This window comes from Bacillus sp. ISL-57 (assembly GCF_018613135.1).
GTDB lineage: Bacteria > Bacillota > Bacilli > Bacillales > DSM-1321 > Peribacillus > Peribacillus frigoritolerans.
Window position 1 is genome coordinate 20,531 of record NZ_JAGGQV010000010.1, and the last position, 17,386, is coordinate 37,916.

Below are 17,386 nucleotides of genomic sequence, written 5' to 3' on the forward strand. Positions count from 1 at the left end.
TTGTGCATGACAAAAAAACCTATTAAATAGGTTTTTTAAAAAGTATTAGGCAACTTTGAGTTTTTGTGACATCGAATAATCATAGACAACACCTAAGATATCAAAGACCGTTTTCTTGTTATAACGATGACATTTCCGTCCGTTTTTCTCCAAAAGGTAAAACAGACGGAGAAAAGTCTTTGATAGTTCTTGGGTGTCCTTTTGTAATCCTTGATAAAACAATAAATAATAGTCTTTTATCATATAGATAGATTTATATTCACTTAACTTCTTCTTTTTCATATCTAAAAGTAACTGACGCATTTTAAACATGGTAGAGGAACAGAGTAAAATGCTAATCAGTTGCCCATACAAGTGACACTCTAAGCGTTCCCTCTTGATCTCTTTGCACTTGTCAATTTGAAAGAAAGATTTCCAGGTCTTAAATAGAATTTCAATCTGCCAACGTAACGAATACAGGTCATGGATATGTTCCGTTGGAACTTCTTCTAAAGAAAGATTTGTAATATATACGTTCATTCCACTTAATCGTTTGCTTCGGTCTTTATAGGTAATACCCTTCTTCTTTTCTTTTTTTGCTTGTTCTTTCAATCTTTTCTCTGTTTGTGACTCAGTTAGTCGATGAATAATCACTCGGGCGGGTAGTTTTTGATACAGTCCAATGTATGCTTCTGAAATTTCGAGTGTTTGACCAGGTTGTAATTGATTCATAAGCTCTTCCGTGTCTAACTGAATAAAGAGAGTACCTTTCTTCACAGTCCCATTTCGAAAAAACTCTGGTTTATTGTTCTTACGATAGATACGAGAATTTAACTTCAAACGTGAGACATAGTAAGCACCTTCATCATTCATTTTCTTTAAGTCATGTAAGTCGAAATACCCTAAATCCCTTATGTATAAGTCTTTCGGTTGAATGATTTGTAGACTCGTTGAACCGAAGGTTTTATCATTTTCTCTCCCTTCTCCTACATAAACGTGAAGGAACTTCCCACTCAATAAGTCATATTCAAGTTGGATTTTAACACCTGCGGTATGGCTGCTTCCGCCAGAACCTTGATAATGTGAGGCAAACTTATCTGGAAGTTGAAATGTTGTAGAATCTAGGATCCGAATACGTTTAAAAATCGTGGAGTATGGGTGAAGTATTTCTTGTGTTGAATGAATTCTTTGAGTGAGAAGATTAGCTAGAACTTGTTGAAGAAACTGTACGGCTGAACCATTAAATCGTTGATTAAGCCCTTCGGGGCTCATGAGGACACCCGTAGATGCTTCGAGATGGCTACACAATTGTGTGAGTGGCGTACTCGCGACCTGTTGACTAAGCCATACACATAAAGCAATTAATTCTTGTGCTTGATATTTACTTTTACGTTGAACAAAACCAACTTCTTTAGCTAATTGTTGTAGAGAAGACGGAGATAAGTAGTTTTGAAGTTCTTGAGAAAAGAGATTCATTTCGTCTGAAACAGAAAAACTCATAGAAAACGCCATCCTTCCTGTATATTTCTAAAAAAAGAATAGCGTTTTTTTCGTTATGATGATACAAATTCACCTTAGCTTAATGGCCATGCGATGGAACCCCTAAAATAGTAAAATATCGACTAATGTACCATTATGGATGGTATACTATTTTTTAAATATATTTCCAAATTATGAGGAGGTTATTCAATTGAAAAAGGTACGGAATGGAATATGGATGTTTGTTACACTCATTCTCATGCTATCTTTACTTCCAGAAATGCCTGTTAAGGCGGCAGCCGATCCGATCATTAAGGTTAAATTAAAAGGCTATCTTGGTAATAAATCCGAGATTACCGTCGAACCGGAAGTCACGTACACTACGAATCTAGCAAATGTAAAACTAGAATCGAACAAAAAGTATACGTTGAGGGTCAGTGGTACGGACATTGTTGTTCTGACAGATTCAAAAGAAATAGGCAAAGCTTCTGAGATTGAAGTGCAACCTGAAACAGGGAACGGTCCACTTTCGATTAATGGGCGTACATACTTAGGTAGTTTACGTTTTATTATGGAAGATGGGAAATTCATCCGTCCATATAACTCAATTGGACTTGAAGATTATTTAAAAGGGGTTGTTCCAGCTGAAATGCCGGCTTTATGGAATCAGGAAGCCTTAAAGGCACAGGCTGTTGCGGCAAGGACCTATGCGATGAGCTACATCAACAGAACGCCCGATGACACAATGAGTTACCAGGTATACGGTGGCTACACTTGGCACGAAAACTCAACAAAAGCTGTTAAAGCAACAGAAGGTCAGGTCATCGGTTATGGTAAAAAACTACATATAGGTTCAGATGCTCTTTTTTCCTCTAGCAATGGAGGGAAAACCGAGTCCAACAATAATGTTTGGGTTGGTACAGAGCTACCATATTTAATGGTCAAAGACGATCCATATGATCCGCAAACTGTATGGAGTTTTAGTGTAAAAAAGCAACAAATAGACCTTACAAATTTAGATTTGACAAAAGCAGATACATGGTGGGCTAATACCAAGGAAGCTGAACAAACACCAGTAATTTCTAATATAAGAGCATGGCTACAGAAAAATGGATATACCGGCAAGGACATTAAAGTAACGGCTGTCCCTCACCTTTCCCTTCACGCACTAACAAGTGGCGGCAGGGTGAGTAAGGGAAGTATTACGATTGAATTTATGGTGAAAGAAAAGGAGAAAGCTCTACAGCAAAGTGTAATATTAGAAGATGTAACCGCTTCGAAAATTAGAGACATTATCGGTCTGAGCTTCATGAAAAGCTTTTTAGTAGATAAAGTGGATACTGCAAAGGATGTAATTAACGTTTCAGGCAAGGGCTACGGCCATGGTGTCGGACTAAGTCAGTATGGCGCGAAAAAGGCTGGCGAACAGGGACATACGTATCGCGAGATTCTTGCTTTCTATTATGAAGGGACAAGCTTAAAACAAGCTTATGAGCCAGAACCTGAGGAAGTAGAACCAGTAAAGCCGGAACCGGCACCTGTCATTCCAACGCCAATCCCAACACCAGATCCAGACCCTGCACCTAAAGATGAAACAGCACCAACGATTAAAGATATAAAAACGTATTACGATACTAAAACTAAACAAGTCAAACTAACCTTTGATACAAATGAAAAAGCGAAGGTGACAGTTGAAGTTAAGGATGAAAAAGAGCATGTCGTTGCTACTCTTGTCAAAGGGGACGAAAAACCGTCAGGATCGCAATTAGCCATTTGGGATGCATCAGAAGTAAGTAACGGTTCATACACCTTTGAAGTTAGAGCGATTGATAGTAGTAATAATGCAAGTTCAGCATCTGTTCCATTTTCATTAACAAAGCCTGACACAACGGCTCCAGTTATAAAAAATACAAATACCTCATATGACTCAAAAACGAATAAAGTTTTCCTGAAGTATGAGATCAATGAAAAATCAAAGGTTACCGTTCAAGTAAAAGACGCAAAAGGCAAAATCCTAGCTACCCCGGTCAATAATGCAGAGAAAAATGCCGGTGTCCAATGGACATCGTGGGATGTATCGAAGGTTTCGAACGGTAAGTACTCATTTGAAATTGCAACGATCGACAGCAATAAAAATAAAAGCTCGGCAACGGTTCCATTTACATTAACAAAACCCGATACAACGGCACCTTCCATTAAAAATATAAAAACCTCATATAATTCAACAACAAATAATGTTGCTTTGAAGTATGAGATTAATGAAAAGGCGAAGGTAACCGTTCAAGTAAAAGATGCAAAAGGCAAAACCGTGGGTACACTGATCAGTAATGCTACAAAAAATGCCGGTGTCCAAAGTGCATTATGGAATGTATCAAAGGTATCGAACGGTAAGTATACGTTTACCATTACAGCGATTGATCCAAGCGAGAACAAGCGTACAACGACGACTTCCTACACATTAAACAAACCGGCAGCGAAGAATATGACTGGTAAGGTCAATGCTACGAAGTTGAATGTCCGTTCCCAACCATCCACATCAGGGAAAGTTCTTGGCTCTTTGAAGAATAACCAAATCGTTACCGTAATTAATAAGAGCAGCTCTTGGTACAAAATTCAGTATGGTAATGGAACAGGCTATGTGTACGCAAAATACCTAACGAACGTCCGCTAACGAAATCAATCAGTGAAAAGCCCTAATCAAATTTAGAGAGCACTGAAAAAGACCATGATTTTTTAAAAGTCATGGTCCTTTTTCTATAAATTTCATTTCCGATAGTAAATTCAGTCTGAAACAGCCCCTTATTGGGGTCCCCACAGCATCGCCATTAAGATAAAAAATAAAAAAAAACCCCAAAACAAAAAAGAGCTACTTTTTCTGTAAAATCAATAGAACAAAGAATTTTTTCGTTATGGGGATACATATATATCTTAGCTTGATGGCGATGGGGCCCCACCAACATTTCGACAAAAATACGTTAAGCAATTTTGACATAGCAAAAGCTCGATTTCTATAAGCCTATGTACTGAAACTTATCTTTGTCATATTAACTGTATATAGATAAATGTATGAGTTATTGAACATAACAGATGAGGAAAATCCTCATAAATCCTTTAGCTAAAAGGTGTTGAGAAACTTAGGTTTTCTGAACAGAACCTTAGTTCTTAACACCTTACGGGAAATGATACAACTTTAGGTTTTACTTCTACCAGAAATACTTGGGTTTAATGGATACTCCATATACCATATATAAACTCTTTAATTCTCACATAAGACAGTCGAGGAAATTTATAAAAACCATGGGAAGTTTTCTTAGTAAAGTAAAGAGGGTAGCCTCGCAGGGCTTAGGTAAAATGGGACTCATCATCATATCGTTCACCATTAAAGACGTTCAGGATAAAAGTGGATATCATGAGTCGCTTGTAAAGCCAAGGATTACGCAGGTGAAGAGGGAGGCAGATATAGCTCCGTCGATGCAGAGAAAAAATCGCGAATCAAGCGAGCCGGAGCGAACATGAATATGGCAGCAAGCAAGGATGAATAACAGGGGGAAATTTAAAGGGCACTTACCTAAGTATGTAGACAAAGTGGGTTCGGAAATCAACATCCAAATTGTATAGGCAAAAAACTGTAGGTCCAATCATATAGACAAGGGAGCTACAGTTTGTAGACTACTATCTAAAAGTTAAACCAAAGTTGATTGGAGAGAAAGGTGCGAGACTCCTGCGGGAAAAACGCGTCCAGGGGAGACCCCGCAGGCGCAAAGGCGCCGAGGAGGCTTCCCGGACCGCCCGCGGAAAGCGAGTGCTTGGAGCGGAATTTAACATCTAAATCGTACAACCCAAAAAAAAACTATAGGCAAACTCAATTTTCATCAAGTTTGCCTATAGTCTCAGGTAAGGGACGATTATACTCTTACCTTTTTTTAAATGGTTTTGGCAGTTTATCTGGCCTTATATACTTAACAAATATGTTCGTCATACTCGGTTTTCAAGTAATTCATCATCCTTTGTTTTTGGTGTGAATAATGAAAGCAATTAAAGTAATAGGAAAAGTCGTCAAAAAAGAGAGGGTTTTTATCATCGAAGCCATAAGAATTTAAAAAATCCGAGATTACTTTTTCTTGTTCAACTAGATCGAACAATCCGGATATATAAAAATGATAACTGAATTTATCATATAAAAAAAGGTATCCTGTATCATCAAAAATATTTTTCACTGTATGTCCATCCAATTCTAACTCACTCCTTCCTTACCAATATACCTTTTTATCCATGAAATTATTCAGTGCTCATCTTTCAGGGAATATTATTATATTTATTGCAGCGTGTTTTTTATGCCTTCAATACATTAAAGGCATGAAATAAATGCAGGCAGCAAGAATCGGGAACGAAAAAAGCACATCCAATAAGGATGTGCTTTCATAAAAGTATTATTTGTACATTTCAGCCACTTGTTTTTGCAATTCGCCATTTTCAAGGTACTCATCATAACTCATTTGCTTATCGACTGTACCTTTTGGAGTAAGTTCAATGATCCGGTTCGCAATAGTTTGGATGAACTGATGATCATGAGAAGAGAAGATCATAGATCCTTTAAAGCTTATTAAACCGTTGTTTAATGCCGTAATCGACTCTAAATCCAGATGGTTGGTAGGTTCATCAAGCATCAGGACGTTCGAACCGCTTAACATCATTTTGGAAAGCATACAGCGGACTTTTTCGCCCCCTGAAAGTACACTTGCCTTTTTCGTGACTTCATCGCCAGAGAATAACATTCTGCCCAAGAAACCGCGCAGGAAGCTTTCGCTCTGGTCATTAGGAGAATATTGACGGAGCCAATCCACAAGATTTAAATCGACACCTTCAAAGAATTCAGCATTATCCTTAGGGAAGTATGCCTGAGAGGTCGTAACGCCCCATTTGAATGAGCCGCCATCCGGTTCGATTTCACCTGCCAAGATTTTGAACATTGTTGTTTTAGCAATCTCATCTTTACCGACAAATGCAATTTTGTCGCCTTTATTCATCGTGAAGCTGACATTATCCAATATTTTTACGCCATCAATCGTTTTCGAGATTCCATCTACACGAAGCAGGTCGTTCCCGATTTCACGTTCAGGAGTAAAGCCGACATATGGATAGCGGCGTGAAGAAGGCTCGATGTCATCCAAGCTGATTTTGTCCAATAATTTCTTACGGGATGTCGCCTGGCTCGATTTGGATGCATTGGCACTGAAACGCGCGATGAAATTTTGAAGCTCTTTGATTTTTTCTTCTTTTTTCTTATTTGCATCTTGAGTCAGTTTAAGGGCTAGCTGGCTTGATTCATACCAGAAGTCATAGTTACCGATATAAACTTTGATTTTACCGAAATCAAGATCCGCGATATGTGTACAAACTTTGTTAAGGAAGTAACGGTCATGGGAAACAACGATAACAGTGTTTTCAAAGTTGATTAGGAATTCTTCCAGCCATTTGATCGCTTTTAAGTCCAAGTGGTTGGTAGGCTCATCCAGTAATAGAACATCCGGTTTACCGAATAGTGCCTGGGCAAGCAATACTTTAACTTTGTCGCCACCGTTCAATTCAGCCATTTTCTTCGTATGCAGGTCTTCTGTAATCCCAAGGCCTTTTAAGAGGATTGAAGCTTCGGGTTCAGCTTCCCATCCGTTTAATTCGGCAAATTCCCCTTCAAGCTCGGCCGCTTTCATTCCGTCTTCGTCCGTGAAGTTTTCCTTCATATAAATCGCATCTTTTTCTTGCATGACTTCATATAATCTTTCATGTCCCATAATGACGACTTTTAGGACTTCTTCTTCCTCATAAGCGAAGTGATCTTGTTTTAGAACGGCAAGGCGTTCTCCAGGCCCCATATGGACATCGCCGGATTGTGCTTCAATTTCACCGGAAAGGATTTTTAAGAAAGTGGATTTACCGGCACCATTCGCACCTATCAGGCCATAGCAGTTACCAGGAGTGAATTTTATATTAACATCTTCAAACAGTTTACGATCGCCATAACGTAAACCAACATTATTTACTGTAATCATTTATTTACATTCCTCCAAAATACTTTTGTTTCAACGTGTCCAACACTTTATTTCATTAGTTCTACGCTGATTCATGCAAACAGCAGTTTACGATCTTATATGTTTTAAACTGTGCATCATTTAAATTGTATCTTATTTCTTAGGAAAATTAAAGGCAGATTAGTAAAAACAAACGTTTATAAGCAAAAATTACACAAGGATTTAATTTTGTTTATAAATTGTCACCTATAAATGTAAGTACTATTTTTTTTTGATTATGATTATGGGCATAAAGGCTCATTACGCAACAACCTTATAATTGGTAATATAGGTAACTGTAACTAAAACAACGGGAGGAACATATATGAGTGATTCAGTAGGTTTTTGGAAACGTCTTTTCGCAGGAGTTTTGGACGGCATAATAGTATCAGCACCATTAGCGATAATTTTCGGGGTGATTACCGGTGATTGGGAAAATGAAGATTTTTCAACGCTTTTTAACTTTCTCTACATGGTGATTGTCCCGATACTATGGTATGGATATACAGTTGGTAAAAGGATTATGGGAATACGCATAGTAAGGATGGACGACAAAAAATTAGGCATAGGCACTATGCTATTAAGGTATTTAGTTGCTGCTTTGGTGTATGCCATTACATTAGGGATAGGGTTTATTGTCAGTGCATTCATGGTTGGCATAAGGAAAGACCATAGATCGATACATGATTTCATAGCAGGTACATACGTGACATCAAATGAACCATGAATTACGGATAAGCAGTTTAATAGCTGCTTTTTTTTTGCGGAATTTTTTAAAATATGAAGGAAATTTTGCTGAATACTTTATTGTAGGGGTATTTAAGTATACATATTACATCAGAAACCATGATAGAATATATATTTCATTAATACAGTGGCAGTTTTTAGGAAGCTAAAAAGCACTTAACCTTAATGGTCAAGTGCTTTTGTTATTCAAAACCTCTTTATTTTGATTGATGATGATTTTATTTCTTAAAATCATTTCTTTATTATTAAGTCCAACATTGAGTTCTTTGGTATTATTCACTTTTTCCAGCAGTGAAATTACGGATATTTCCAGTAATTCAGAAATAGGCGATTGTGTTTTGGATGATAAAATTTCAAGTTCATGGATTAATTTAGGGGATAGCATTGGTTGTTTTTGATTTATTTCCATGACAGGACCCGCTTTCTTAAAAAAGTTATGTAATTGTCATTTAATTATATAATGTCAGTTTCCAATAAAACATTAAATTAGCGTTATTTATGTTAAGAGTTGATGACAATTACATAAGAAAGGCATAACTATGAATGTCCCAGCATAAGTCAACATACCATAGATAAATCCAATCTGGAATATTTCAATTATTCTTCGAATTATATGAAGTATCATGGAAGGTACATTACAACTATATAATTCTATGTCTCCAGATTTGTCAACCATTGGCTTTTCTGATAGTATAAATGTCCATTTCGTCTTAGTATCGGCTTTTTTATAAGATTGATCAATATACAAGGAAGGGGAGTGATTTCATTGGGTAATCACCCTGATTTTGAACAGGAACGAAAGCGGCTGGATTTTACAAAACGTTATATCGATGTTGTCATCAAAACATCAGAAACAAGCAAAGATCAATTCCAGCGGAATATACAAGAAGCTTTTGGCGATGCCGATTGGTCTGAATCAGCCTTATATTCACAGCTGCTGACGACGGCCAACTTTTTTGAGATGTCCAAAACTGAACTTGAAAGTTTACGCAAAGCAAGTAAAAAACCTTACTTTGCAAGAGTGGATTTTGAAAGGAATGATGGGGAGAGAGGCGAAGTCCTTTATTTCGGAAAAGCATCTCTTTATCAGAGGGAAAGCCAGGAACAGATTATCGTCGATTGGCGTTCACCGATTGCAAATCTGTATTATGAGGGACGGATTGGTGAAATAGAATATGAAGCGGAAGGGGAGACATTCAGCGGGAACATCACTTTAAAAAGACAGCTGATGATAGAAGAAGGTGTCTTGGAAGAGATTAGGGACATTGATTTGACAACAACGGATGAATTGTTGCAGGAATCCCTTTCCAAGAGTTCCAGCAATCGATTGACGGATATCATTACCACGATCCAGGAAGAACAGAATAAAATCATTCGGGCAGATTTGAATAAACCTATCATTGTCCAGGGCGCAGCGGGTAGCGGTAAAACCACAATCGCTTTACATAGGATCTCTTATTTCATTTACCACTATAAAGACTTGTTCGATCCGCGACAATTAATGATTCTTGCTCCGAGCCGGGTATTCATTGATTACATATCTGAAGCTTTACCTGAATTGGGTGTTGAAAAGGTAAAACAATTCACGTTTTCCGAATATGTTCAGGCAGCGATAGGAAAGCAAGTGAAGCTTATAGCGGATGATAAATTAACACGATTGCTGGAAAAGGATGATGAAGAAATTAATTCAGCCGTATGGATATCAGGTCTGAAGGGATCCCCTGCCTTTCAATATATATTGGACGAATATATAAAGGATATTTTCAGTGGGTTTCATCCGGATGCTGATTTTTATTGTGATAAATATCGCCTCTATTCCGCTAAGAAGTTCATTAGATTATTGGAAGAGGATTATTGGTATTTACCGTTATACAGCCGACTGGACAAACTGAAGGCCATTTTACAAAATGAAGTGAAATTAAAAAAGAAAACAATGCTTGAACGTGTTGTTGATCTTTATGATGCCAAAATTGAGAAGGCAATCTATAAGAATATCGATCCAGTCATACGTAAGGAATTTGTTACAAAATGCCTTGATAAAAAAGAGGAAAGGATAGGACAGATCCAAAAGGCGATCCGTACTTCTGTAAAAGCGTATTTTAAGCAATTTAAAAGTAAAGATCTCCTGGAGTACTATCAGGAATTATACCAAGATCCGGAGCGTCTCGCCTCATACAGCAACGGTAAGCTTACTGTTGAAGATGCCAGGGTTTTATGTGAGTACAATCATAAATTATTTTCTGCTAATAGTTATGAGATGGAGGACTTAGGAGCACTATTATATCTTCAGGAGCGGCTTTTCGGTGTCGATAAAGAAAACAAAGCAAAAAATGTCGTCATTGATGAGGCACAGGATTATAGCTTCATGCAGTTACAGGCCCTAAAGACGGCAGTGGATACCGATATGTTCACACTTGTAGGCGACCTTGCACAAGGCATCCATTCATACCGCGGACTTCAAACATGGGAAGAGGTTCACAGTCGTATTTTCCCTCGGGCGACGTATACTGAATTGCAAAAAAGCTACAGAACAACTGTTGAAATTATGAAACAAGCTAATGAAGTACTTCAGTTGTTAACTTACGATTTCCCCGAAGTTGAACCCGTGGTCCGGCATGGCAAGGATCCAGAATTCATTTACATCGAAAAGGAAGGTTGGGAAGAAGAACTGATCGAGCTGATTGCAACCCTTAAAGGAGAAGGTTTTAAAACGTTTGCCGTTATTGCCAAAACGATGAAAGATTGCAAGCTGGCAAATGAGAAACTAAGTGAATTCCATCAAGGTTTTCATTTAATAATAGATGAAGCGGGAAACATCCCTAAAGATAAAACATTGATTGTTCCTTCCTATCAAGCCAAAGGTCTCGAATTCGATGTCGTATTTGCAATATCACTCGAAGAAGCGTATTGTCACGAAAATGAACTTGATATCAAATTGCTGTACGTAACAATGACAAGGCCATTGCACAGGTTATATTTTTTAGGTAAAGAGAAAAATGCTTTCCTTATTGAGACATGAAAGGGGGAGGGTGGAATGCCACCACCTCCTCGTGAAATGCTCACAGATGCAAAAAGATATCCTGGATATTTTCCCATCCGAAACCGACTTCGATAAGCTCGACGCCTGCCATTTTAACGGTTTTTTCAGCTATCACTTGACCTCCAAGCGCTTTGTAAAAACCGCATGAGGGGTTATCCTTTAATGCCCAGATTATTAAATTCTTATGTTCCATTTTCACAAGCTCATGTATGACCGCTTTTATCATTTTTCGTCCAAGTCCCTGTTGGTGATATTCTTTTAAAAAATAAATGGCATATACTTCACCTTGAAAATGCGGATCATTCGTTTGTTCTGGTCCCCCGGCAGCGAAACCGATGATTTCCCCATTGGCGTTTTCCGCAACAAAGGTAGCATTATGCAACATTTTTAAATTCCTTAGCCAGTTTTTCTTTTTGGCTTCCAGATTCATGGAAGACAAATATTGATCCGGAAGGATTCCTTTATAAGTAGTTTTCCAGCTGTTTATATGCACAATTGCTATTCCATCTACATCTTCTTCTATGGCTTTCCTTATCTTCATAAAAACACCTTCAGATTTTCATATTTTCCCCTAGAATATCATGGAAAAAGTGAATAAGCATTTTATTTATGTTTATAACTGCATGAGAAAGGATAAGAAATAAAAGAGTGATCAACCAGATGAAGGGAAGGATGAGAAAGATGAAATTGAAAGTTGGTTTTTATTTTCCGGGCGGCAAAGAACTAGAGCATGAGGTTGAAGGCGATGATTCAACTCAAATGATTTCAAATATTCAAAAGCACCGTTATTATAATTTAGTTAAAGGCGATTGCCATTACGTCGTAGATACGGAAAAAGCAGCATATTTTTCTGTAACCGAAATATTGGATTGAGAATGAACCGCATTGGACTTTTGTTCCATTGCGGTTTATTCTTTTTGTTGTAAGGAAACCGGAAAAGGAGTATCGTCAATGAAAATCAATTTTACCAAGAAACAGTATGAAACATTATTCAAAATGGTTCAGTACGGATATTGGGTTGCTTCCGATACTGAAGATAATAAAGAATTCAGTGAGATGGAACAGTATATCAATTCCTTTGCAAAAGATTTCGACAAGGAAGGAGTACAGTTTATAAAGGATTACGAAATGTATGATCTGAGCAGGGAATTGGAGGATCAACTACATACAGTCATAAATGAGTACGAAGATGGAGTGTTCAGGGATAAGCTTGCCTACCATTTGGCTAGGAAAGAGTTCGCCGAGGAGTCGGAAAACCACGAATACAATCAAGAGGAAGCGTTTAAACGTATCATGGAGCTCGAGGAAAAATATCATCTTCATATTGAAGAACACGGGTTAGGGAAATTGAAAATAGAAGAATAAAAAGAGAGAGGACGTAATCTGTCCTCTCTTTTCTAATTTTGAGAAGTCATGATTTCCATGATCATCACGTTTCGCCATCCATTACGGATCGACTTTATGCACGAGGATTTTGACCTAATTTTTCAACTGAGTATTGATAAAATGCAATTAAGTCATTTTTTGACGCAAAGCCTGCTTGTGCAGTTCGTTCGTTCCCTCCGCCTTTTCCATTATATGAGCCCAGTTCCGCTTTGAAATATTGTCCGCAATGAAAGGGACTGTCCCCGCTGTGCGAGAGGATGACCTTTTGCTCCTTGCGTGATGCTAATAATACGGTAACCTTTTCTCTTTTTACAATCGTACCTGCAAGGTAAAGCAGCTCTTTCATTGAGCTATCTTCGAAAATATGAGAGATGAATCCCCCTCCATTTTCTGCAAGCAGGGAGTCAGCAAGAAAATTTGCATTTTCAAGTTTTAAGTTTTCATTTGCCGATAGCAGCTGCTTATAGTCATTTTCAAGTTTCTCCACCCTATTCAGGATCTCTGTGCGTCCGGTATTGAATTTAGTCGATAATGCAGAAAGAATTCCTAGACTTTCGGAATAATCATTCAATGCCCTGAAGCCGCACTTAAAGTAGAGACGGGTAAGCTCTTTCTGCTTCTCCGCTTTGAAAATCTTTATTAACCCAATCTCACCGGTACGCCCTACATGAGTTCCACCGCAAGGGTTATATTCAATTCCTTCTATCTCAACAATACGGATATTTTCAGACACTTTAGGCATTTTGACGACGGGAAGTGTCTGTAGCTGCTCGTTTGTCACGTAATAGATAAGTATTTCGCGATTCTCGATGATATATTGATTAACCAGCTTTTCAGCAGCAGCCGTATGTACTTCAGTCCATTGAAATCCTGCCATTATATCGATCGTTAAATATTCCTTTCCTAGGTGAAAGCTGACCGTATTAGAGTCAAACAGTTCCCTGCAGACAGCAGAGAGTAGATGCTGGCCGCTATGCTGTTGCATATGATCGAAGCGGCGGGACCAATCAAGTTCACAGTGGACGATCTCTGAATCTGGCCGTCTCTCCATCTTATGAAGAATCTTTCCAGCATTGTCTTTTATAACTTCAAGAACGGTGATTCCTTCTATTTTCCCAGTATCTGCTGGCTGACCGCCGCCTTCGGGATAAAAAGCGGTTTCTTCAAGTGTGATATAGTAAAAGCCATTTTCTACAAGGGTCTCCCGAATTTTGGTATCCCATTGGGAAGTCTTGGTGGACGTGTAATACAATTTTTTTGTCATGAATGAATTCTTTATCCTTTCAGTTGATCATTAAATTATATCACCGAAATACTAGAGTATAAAATCACGGGTTTTAGAAGATTAGTCAGGGAAAAAAGCAATACTTTATGACAATCCTAAATAAATGGGGCAAGATGGCAATAATCTATTTATAGACTGCACTTTATGATGTGAAATATTTCTGAAAGTATATAACTTTAGGTCTATTAAGAACACATTAAATAGATTTGTATAGTTAAAAGATCATTGTTTAAGAGGTTGGGAATAGGATAATCATAGGGACATTTGGGTTGGAAGGGTAAGTGATATGAAGTGAATCTCTTAAATATGGAAAAATAGCTTATTTGGGAATATAAAAAATAAAATTTCTGATTGGCTGGAGCTTGATGTAGGAAAGACCATTCCTGCTCAAGAGATATTCCGTTTTCTGCATTCAGTCCAAGGGGGGCTGGAACGCTGCAACGCTGCAATTATGCGGACTTATGGCCATCACCGAACAGCTATTGGATGGACTTGATGAAGACAGTGAGCGGGTCTGGAATCGGACGAAACTTAGGAATTTCCTTTTTGAGCTCATTGAACATGCATATGAATATGAGCATTTCGATGAAGTTGAAGTAAAAGCAAAGCCTGTCCGCAATTCACAAGCCCCGCTGATCCAGATCATTGATGATGATATTTCCATGTTGATTTTATTGAAAGATCTATTGGAGGATAAGGGATGGATGTTCATAACGAATGCGGACCCAGTCAAAGCCACAAATCAATATTTTGAAATGCAGCGCGATTGCCTGATTCTTGATATTCAGTTACCCGCAAAGGATGCTTTTCAAATCCTTCAGGAGATTCATCTGCTAACGAGAAATATTTCATACCGAAAATCAAGAGGGAGAGATGGACGGCTGGGCGATCCTGGGGGAATTAAAAGGATCCGCTGATTTGAATGAGATTCCCGTTTTTGTATCTACCGCACTTGACGAAAGGGAGAAGGGGATTCCCTTGGGAGCTAAGGATTATTTAGTTAAACCTTATAAACCGAGCCAATTATCCAAAGTGATCATGCATACCTTGTTAAGTAACGGTAAACAAGGGCAGATACTGATCCCGCAGGGATTTCATGAAGAAAACAAAGGTTAAAAAATAAAAAACCGTAATAGGTATACAGAACATCAAAAAAATGATAAATTCAAATATGTTGGAAAAATAAATAATTGGGTACAATTGTAGGTAAAGGTAAGTTACAGGAGGATTTTTATTCATGCAAAAAATTCAGGCCGGCATGGCTGTAGTGTTAGAAGTGGAACGTAAGGCTGATTTCGGATGGTTTTTAACGGATGGTTCAGAAGATGTCTTACTTCATCATAATGAAATGAATGAAGGAACGGAACTTGAGATTGGCGATGAAGTAACTGTGTTCATCTACCATGACAAACAAGCAAGGCTAACAGCGACAATGAAGATTCCCGAAATTCAGATTGATCAGTATGGCTGGGCGGAAGTTGTCAATGTGAAAAGGAAACTTGGTGTTTTTGTTGACATCGGTCTTTCGAAAGATATTCTTGTATCCCTGGACGACCTTCCGAATATAGATCGATTATGGCCTGAGGTTGGTGATCGTCTATATGTATCCCTGAAGACAGATCGTCATGATCGCCTGTTTGGTAAACTTGCAACCGAAGATGTCATTCAGGAGATTGCAGTAACAGCTCCATTAAAAGGGATTCGTAACACCAGTATTAAGGGAAATGTCTATCGTTTGCTTATGGTTGGATCATTCTTTATTTCACAAGAAGGGTACCGCTGTTTCATTCACGAAAGTGAACGCAAGGAGGAGCCCCGTCTGGGTGAATTAGTTGAAGGGCGCGTCATTGATAGTAAAGAAGATGGAACGCTTAACGTTTCTTTAATCCCCTTTAAACAAGATTTAATGGGGGAAGATGCTGATGTCATTTTCACTTATTTAATGAATCGCGGCGGTGCAATGCCTTATGGTGACAAAACGCCACCTGATGATATCAAGTTTCACTTCGGTTTGAGCAAGGGAGCGTTCAAGCGTGCTCTCGGCAAACTGATGAAAGAAGAAAAGATTTACCAGGAAGATGGATGGACATATTCTTCAGACCGTAAATGAAAAAGGCAGCGGATTTTATCCGCTGCTTTTTTCTTGTGAATTTCATTAAAAGAACTTCTTTTTACCTTTTTCTTCTTTTAAAATCTCCACAGCTTCCCTGAACCTCATCGAATGGACAATTTCCCTCTCGCGTAAAAACCTGAGTGAATCATTGATATCAGGATCATCCGATATGTCAATCAACCACTGGTAGGTTGCTCTGGCCTTCTCTTCAGCGGCGATATCTTCATATAAATCTGCAATCGGATCTCCTTTTGCTTGGATATAAGTGGCGGTCCATGGATTCCCTGCTGCGTCATGATAATAAAGGGCACTATCATGATTGACATAATGATCCCCTAGCCCGGCGGCTGCCATCTGCTGAGGTGTGGCATCTTTTGTAAGCTTATAGATCATCGTGGCGATCATTTCGAGATGGGCAAATTCTTCCGTTCCGATATCCGTAAGCAGGCCAATGACTTTATCCGGAATTGTATATCGTTGATTTAAGTAACGGAGTGCTGCAGCCAACTCACCATCAGCACCACCATATTGTTCTATTAAATATTTAGCCAAACGGGGATTACAGTCTCTTACTTTAACTGGATATTGCAGCTTCTTTTCATAAACCCACATAGCTCATCTCTCCTTATACCTGCCATGGCCAAGGGCCTTGGCCCCATTCCCATTTATTTTCACCGCCTGGACTGTTTCCAAATCCCAATAATGGACCATATTTAGGCTCAAAAACCGATTTCAGTTGTTGGGAGTATTCATGAAATTGGTTGAATTGCTGTAAAGCCTGCTGGTCGTTAGGATGTGTATCCAAATAAAGAGTCAACTCGACAAGTACGAAATCGGCAGCCTGTATTTGTTCGAGCAACTGATAATATTCATCATCCAGTTTCTTATTCATTTACGTCTCCCTTTCCCGATATGGATTATCATAAAAATCATAAAAGAATTTCCAAAGTGTACCGTATTTCAAAGCTTCTTCCGGTGTGAACTGCTCCATATTGGGCGGTTGAAAATTAATATACAAATTAGGAGGTGTCCTGTAATACTTTCTCCCAATAGGCGGACACGGATCGAATTTACTATGGAAAGGTTTATATGACTTAACTAGGGTAAAAGTCTTCTCGCGATTCACAAAAAATACCTCCTTTGTAAAGATATAGCCTCTAATTTTTATGCCTCGGTAATGCATAATATGACTGCTGTGGCCTGAGAAGGGAATTATATGGAAAATGATGTCTTTTCAGAATATTATAAAATCTTGTTATAGTCCCGTTATCTTACTGTGATGTTTGTCA

General features: G+C 38.3%; 17 protein-coding genes and 1 pseudogene. 9 read left to right on the plus strand and 9 right to left on the minus strand.

Annotated elements, in window-relative coordinates; translation table 11 throughout:
* Window positions 1-45: 45 nt before the first annotated feature.
* A complete protein-coding gene (locus J7I90_RS15115) occupies window positions 46-1,479 on the minus strand; it encodes an IS4 family transposase (protein WP_214772692.1) in 1,434 nt (477 codons plus the stop codon).
* Window positions 1,480-1,669: 190 nt separating this feature from the next.
* Between J7I90_RS15115 and J7I90_RS15120 the strand changes: the two genes are divergently transcribed.
* Both J7I90_RS15120 and J7I90_RS15125 read left to right on the plus strand, forming a co-directional pair.
* Window positions 1,670-4,129 carry a SpoIID/LytB domain-containing protein gene (locus tag J7I90_RS15120; protein ID WP_214772693.1) on the plus strand — a complete coding sequence of 820 codons (2,460 nt, stop codon included), beginning with the start codon at window positions 1,670-1,672 and terminating at the stop codon, window positions 4,127-4,129.
* A gap of 601 nt (window positions 4,130-4,730) precedes the next feature.
* Window positions 4,731-4,997, plus strand: a pseudogene (locus J7I90_RS15125) (SPFH domain-containing protein); the annotation flags it as partial.
* Between the two features lie 420 nt (window positions 4,998-5,417).
* Here the strand turns inward: J7I90_RS15125 and J7I90_RS15130 are convergent.
* Complete coding sequence (locus J7I90_RS15130) at window positions 5,418-5,690, minus strand: hypothetical protein (protein WP_214772694.1); 273 nt, start codon at window positions 5,688-5,690, stop codon at window positions 5,418-5,420.
* 198 nt (window positions 5,691-5,888) lie between these two features.
* Window positions 5,889-7,508: an ABC-F family ATP-binding cassette domain-containing protein gene (locus J7I90_RS15135; RefSeq protein ID WP_034307325.1), complete on the minus strand. Its 1,620-nt coding sequence runs from the start codon at window positions 7,506-7,508 to the stop codon at window positions 5,889-5,891.
* A 343-nt stretch (window positions 7,509-7,851) separates the two neighbouring features.
* Between J7I90_RS15135 and J7I90_RS15140 the strand changes: the two genes are divergently transcribed.
* Entirely contained in the window at window positions 7,852-8,253 is a 402-nt protein-coding gene (locus J7I90_RS15140) for an RDD family protein (RefSeq protein WP_214772695.1), read from the plus strand.
* Between the two features lie 189 nt (window positions 8,254-8,442).
* Here the strand turns inward: J7I90_RS15140 and J7I90_RS15145 are convergent, their stop codons facing one another.
* The gene (locus tag J7I90_RS15145; protein WP_214772696.1) at window positions 8,443-8,682 is read right to left on the minus strand and encodes a hypothetical protein; all 240 of its coding nucleotides are present in this window, start codon (window positions 8,680-8,682) and stop codon (window positions 8,443-8,445) included.
* Window positions 8,683-9,006: 324 nt separating this feature from the next.
* Here J7I90_RS15145 and J7I90_RS15150 point away from each other — a divergent pair, with 324 nt between their 5' ends.
* Window positions 9,007-11,292 (plus strand): HelD family protein, encoded by a 2,286-nt coding sequence (locus tag J7I90_RS15150; RefSeq protein WP_251025302.1) that lies wholly within the window; start codon window positions 9,007-9,009, stop codon window positions 11,290-11,292.
* 40 nt (window positions 11,293-11,332) lie between these two features.
* Here the strand turns inward: J7I90_RS15150 and J7I90_RS15155 are convergent, their stop codons facing one another.
* A complete protein-coding gene (locus J7I90_RS15155) occupies window positions 11,333-11,854 on the minus strand; it encodes a GNAT family N-acetyltransferase (protein WP_214772697.1) in 522 nt (173 codons plus the stop codon).
* A gap of 140 nt (window positions 11,855-11,994) precedes the next feature.
* On the opposite strand from J7I90_RS15155, the gene J7I90_RS15160 reads away from it, so the two are divergent.
* Complete coding sequence (locus J7I90_RS15160) at window positions 11,995-12,186, plus strand: hypothetical protein (protein ID WP_034307314.1); 192 nt, start codon at window positions 11,995-11,997, stop codon at window positions 12,184-12,186.
* Between the two features lie 78 nt (window positions 12,187-12,264).
* Window positions 12,265-12,678, plus strand: coding sequence for a hypothetical protein (locus J7I90_RS15165; protein ID WP_214772698.1), 414 nt, complete (start codon window positions 12,265-12,267; stop codon window positions 12,676-12,678).
* Window positions 12,679-12,772: 94 nt separating this feature from the next.
* Here J7I90_RS15165 and J7I90_RS15170 read toward each other — a convergent pair whose 3' ends face one another.
* A complete protein-coding gene (locus J7I90_RS15170; RefSeq protein ID WP_214772699.1) occupies window positions 12,773-13,963 on the minus strand; it encodes an alanyl-tRNA editing protein in 1,191 nt (396 codons plus the stop codon).
* A gap of 482 nt (window positions 13,964-14,445) precedes the next feature.
* Between J7I90_RS15170 and J7I90_RS15175 the strand changes: the two genes are divergently transcribed.
* The 3 genes from J7I90_RS15175 (at window position 14,446) to J7I90_RS15185 (ending at window position 16,094) form a co-directional block, all read left to right on the plus strand.
* Window positions 14,446-14,901, plus strand: a complete 456-nt coding sequence (locus J7I90_RS15175) for a response regulator (protein WP_214772700.1) — start codon at window positions 14,446-14,448, stop codon at window positions 14,899-14,901.
* Complete coding sequence (locus tag J7I90_RS15180; RefSeq protein ID WP_214772701.1) at window positions 14,858-15,100, plus strand: response regulator; 243 nt, start codon at window positions 14,858-14,860, stop codon at window positions 15,098-15,100. The genes J7I90_RS15175 and J7I90_RS15180 overlap by 44 nt, the downstream gene beginning before the upstream one ends.
* Before the next feature lie 121 nt (window positions 15,101-15,221).
* Window positions 15,222-16,094, plus strand: a complete 873-nt coding sequence (locus tag J7I90_RS15185; protein WP_214772702.1) for a CvfB family protein — start codon at window positions 15,222-15,224, stop codon at window positions 16,092-16,094.
* A 45-nt stretch (window positions 16,095-16,139) separates the two neighbouring features.
* Here the strand turns inward: J7I90_RS15185 and cotJC are convergent, their stop codons facing one another.
* The 3 genes from cotJC to J7I90_RS15200 are packed head-to-tail and all read right to left on the minus strand — an operon-like array spanning window position 16,140 to window position 17,223.
* A complete protein-coding gene (cotJC, locus tag J7I90_RS15190) occupies window positions 16,140-16,709 on the minus strand; it encodes a spore coat protein CotJC (RefSeq protein ID WP_048679126.1) in 570 nt (189 codons plus the stop codon).
* Window positions 16,710-16,722: 13 nt separating this feature from the next.
* Window positions 16,723-16,989 (minus strand): spore coat protein CotJB, encoded by a 267-nt coding sequence (locus J7I90_RS15195; protein ID WP_034307303.1) that lies wholly within the window; start codon window positions 16,987-16,989, stop codon window positions 16,723-16,725.
* Window positions 16,990-17,223 (minus strand): spore coat associated protein CotJA, encoded by a 234-nt coding sequence (locus J7I90_RS15200; RefSeq protein ID WP_311315192.1) that lies wholly within the window; start codon window positions 17,221-17,223, stop codon window positions 16,990-16,992.
* Window positions 17,224-17,386: the final 163 nt, after the last annotated feature.

Bases quoted from the DNA above. Each gene is read 5' to 3' on its own strand.
- J7I90_RS15115 (WP_214772692.1), bottom strand. From the start codon at position 1,479: ATGAGTTTTTCTGTTTCAGACGAAATGAATCTCTTTTCTCAAGAACTT.
- J7I90_RS15135 (WP_034307325.1), bottom strand. From the start codon at position 7,508: ATGATTACAGTAAATAATGTTGGTTTACGTTATGGCGATCGTAAACTG.
- J7I90_RS15140 (WP_214772695.1), top strand. From the start codon at position 7,852: ATGAGTGATTCAGTAGGTTTTTGGAAACGTCTTTTCGCAGGAGTTTTG.
- J7I90_RS15145 (WP_214772696.1), bottom strand. From the start codon at position 8,682: ATGGAAATAAATCAAAAACAACCAATGCTATCCCCTAAATTAATCCAT.
- J7I90_RS15155 (WP_214772697.1), bottom strand. From the start codon at position 11,854: ATGAAGATAAGGAAAGCCATAGAAGAAGATGTAGATGGAATAGCAATT.
- J7I90_RS15160 (WP_034307314.1), top strand. From the start codon at position 11,995: ATGAAATTGAAAGTTGGTTTTTATTTTCCGGGCGGCAAAGAACTAGAG.
- J7I90_RS15165 (WP_214772698.1), top strand. From the start codon at position 12,265: ATGAAAATCAATTTTACCAAGAAACAGTATGAAACATTATTCAAAATG.
- J7I90_RS15170 (WP_214772699.1), bottom strand. From the start codon at position 13,963: ATGACAAAAAAATTGTATTACACGTCCACCAAGACTTCCCAATGGGAT.
- J7I90_RS15175 (WP_214772700.1), top strand. From the start codon at position 14,446: ATGGCCATCACCGAACAGCTATTGGATGGACTTGATGAAGACAGTGAG.
- J7I90_RS15180 (WP_214772701.1), top strand. From the start codon at position 14,858: ATGGACGGCTGGGCGATCCTGGGGGAATTAAAAGGATCCGCTGATTTG.
- J7I90_RS15185 (WP_214772702.1), top strand. From the start codon at position 15,222: ATGCAAAAAATTCAGGCCGGCATGGCTGTAGTGTTAGAAGTGGAACGT.
- cotJC (WP_048679126.1), bottom strand. From the start codon at position 16,709: ATGTGGGTTTATGAAAAGAAGCTGCAATATCCAGTTAAAGTAAGAGAC.
- J7I90_RS15195 (WP_034307303.1), bottom strand. From the start codon at position 16,989: ATGAATAAGAAACTGGATGATGAATATTATCAGTTGCTCGAACAAATA.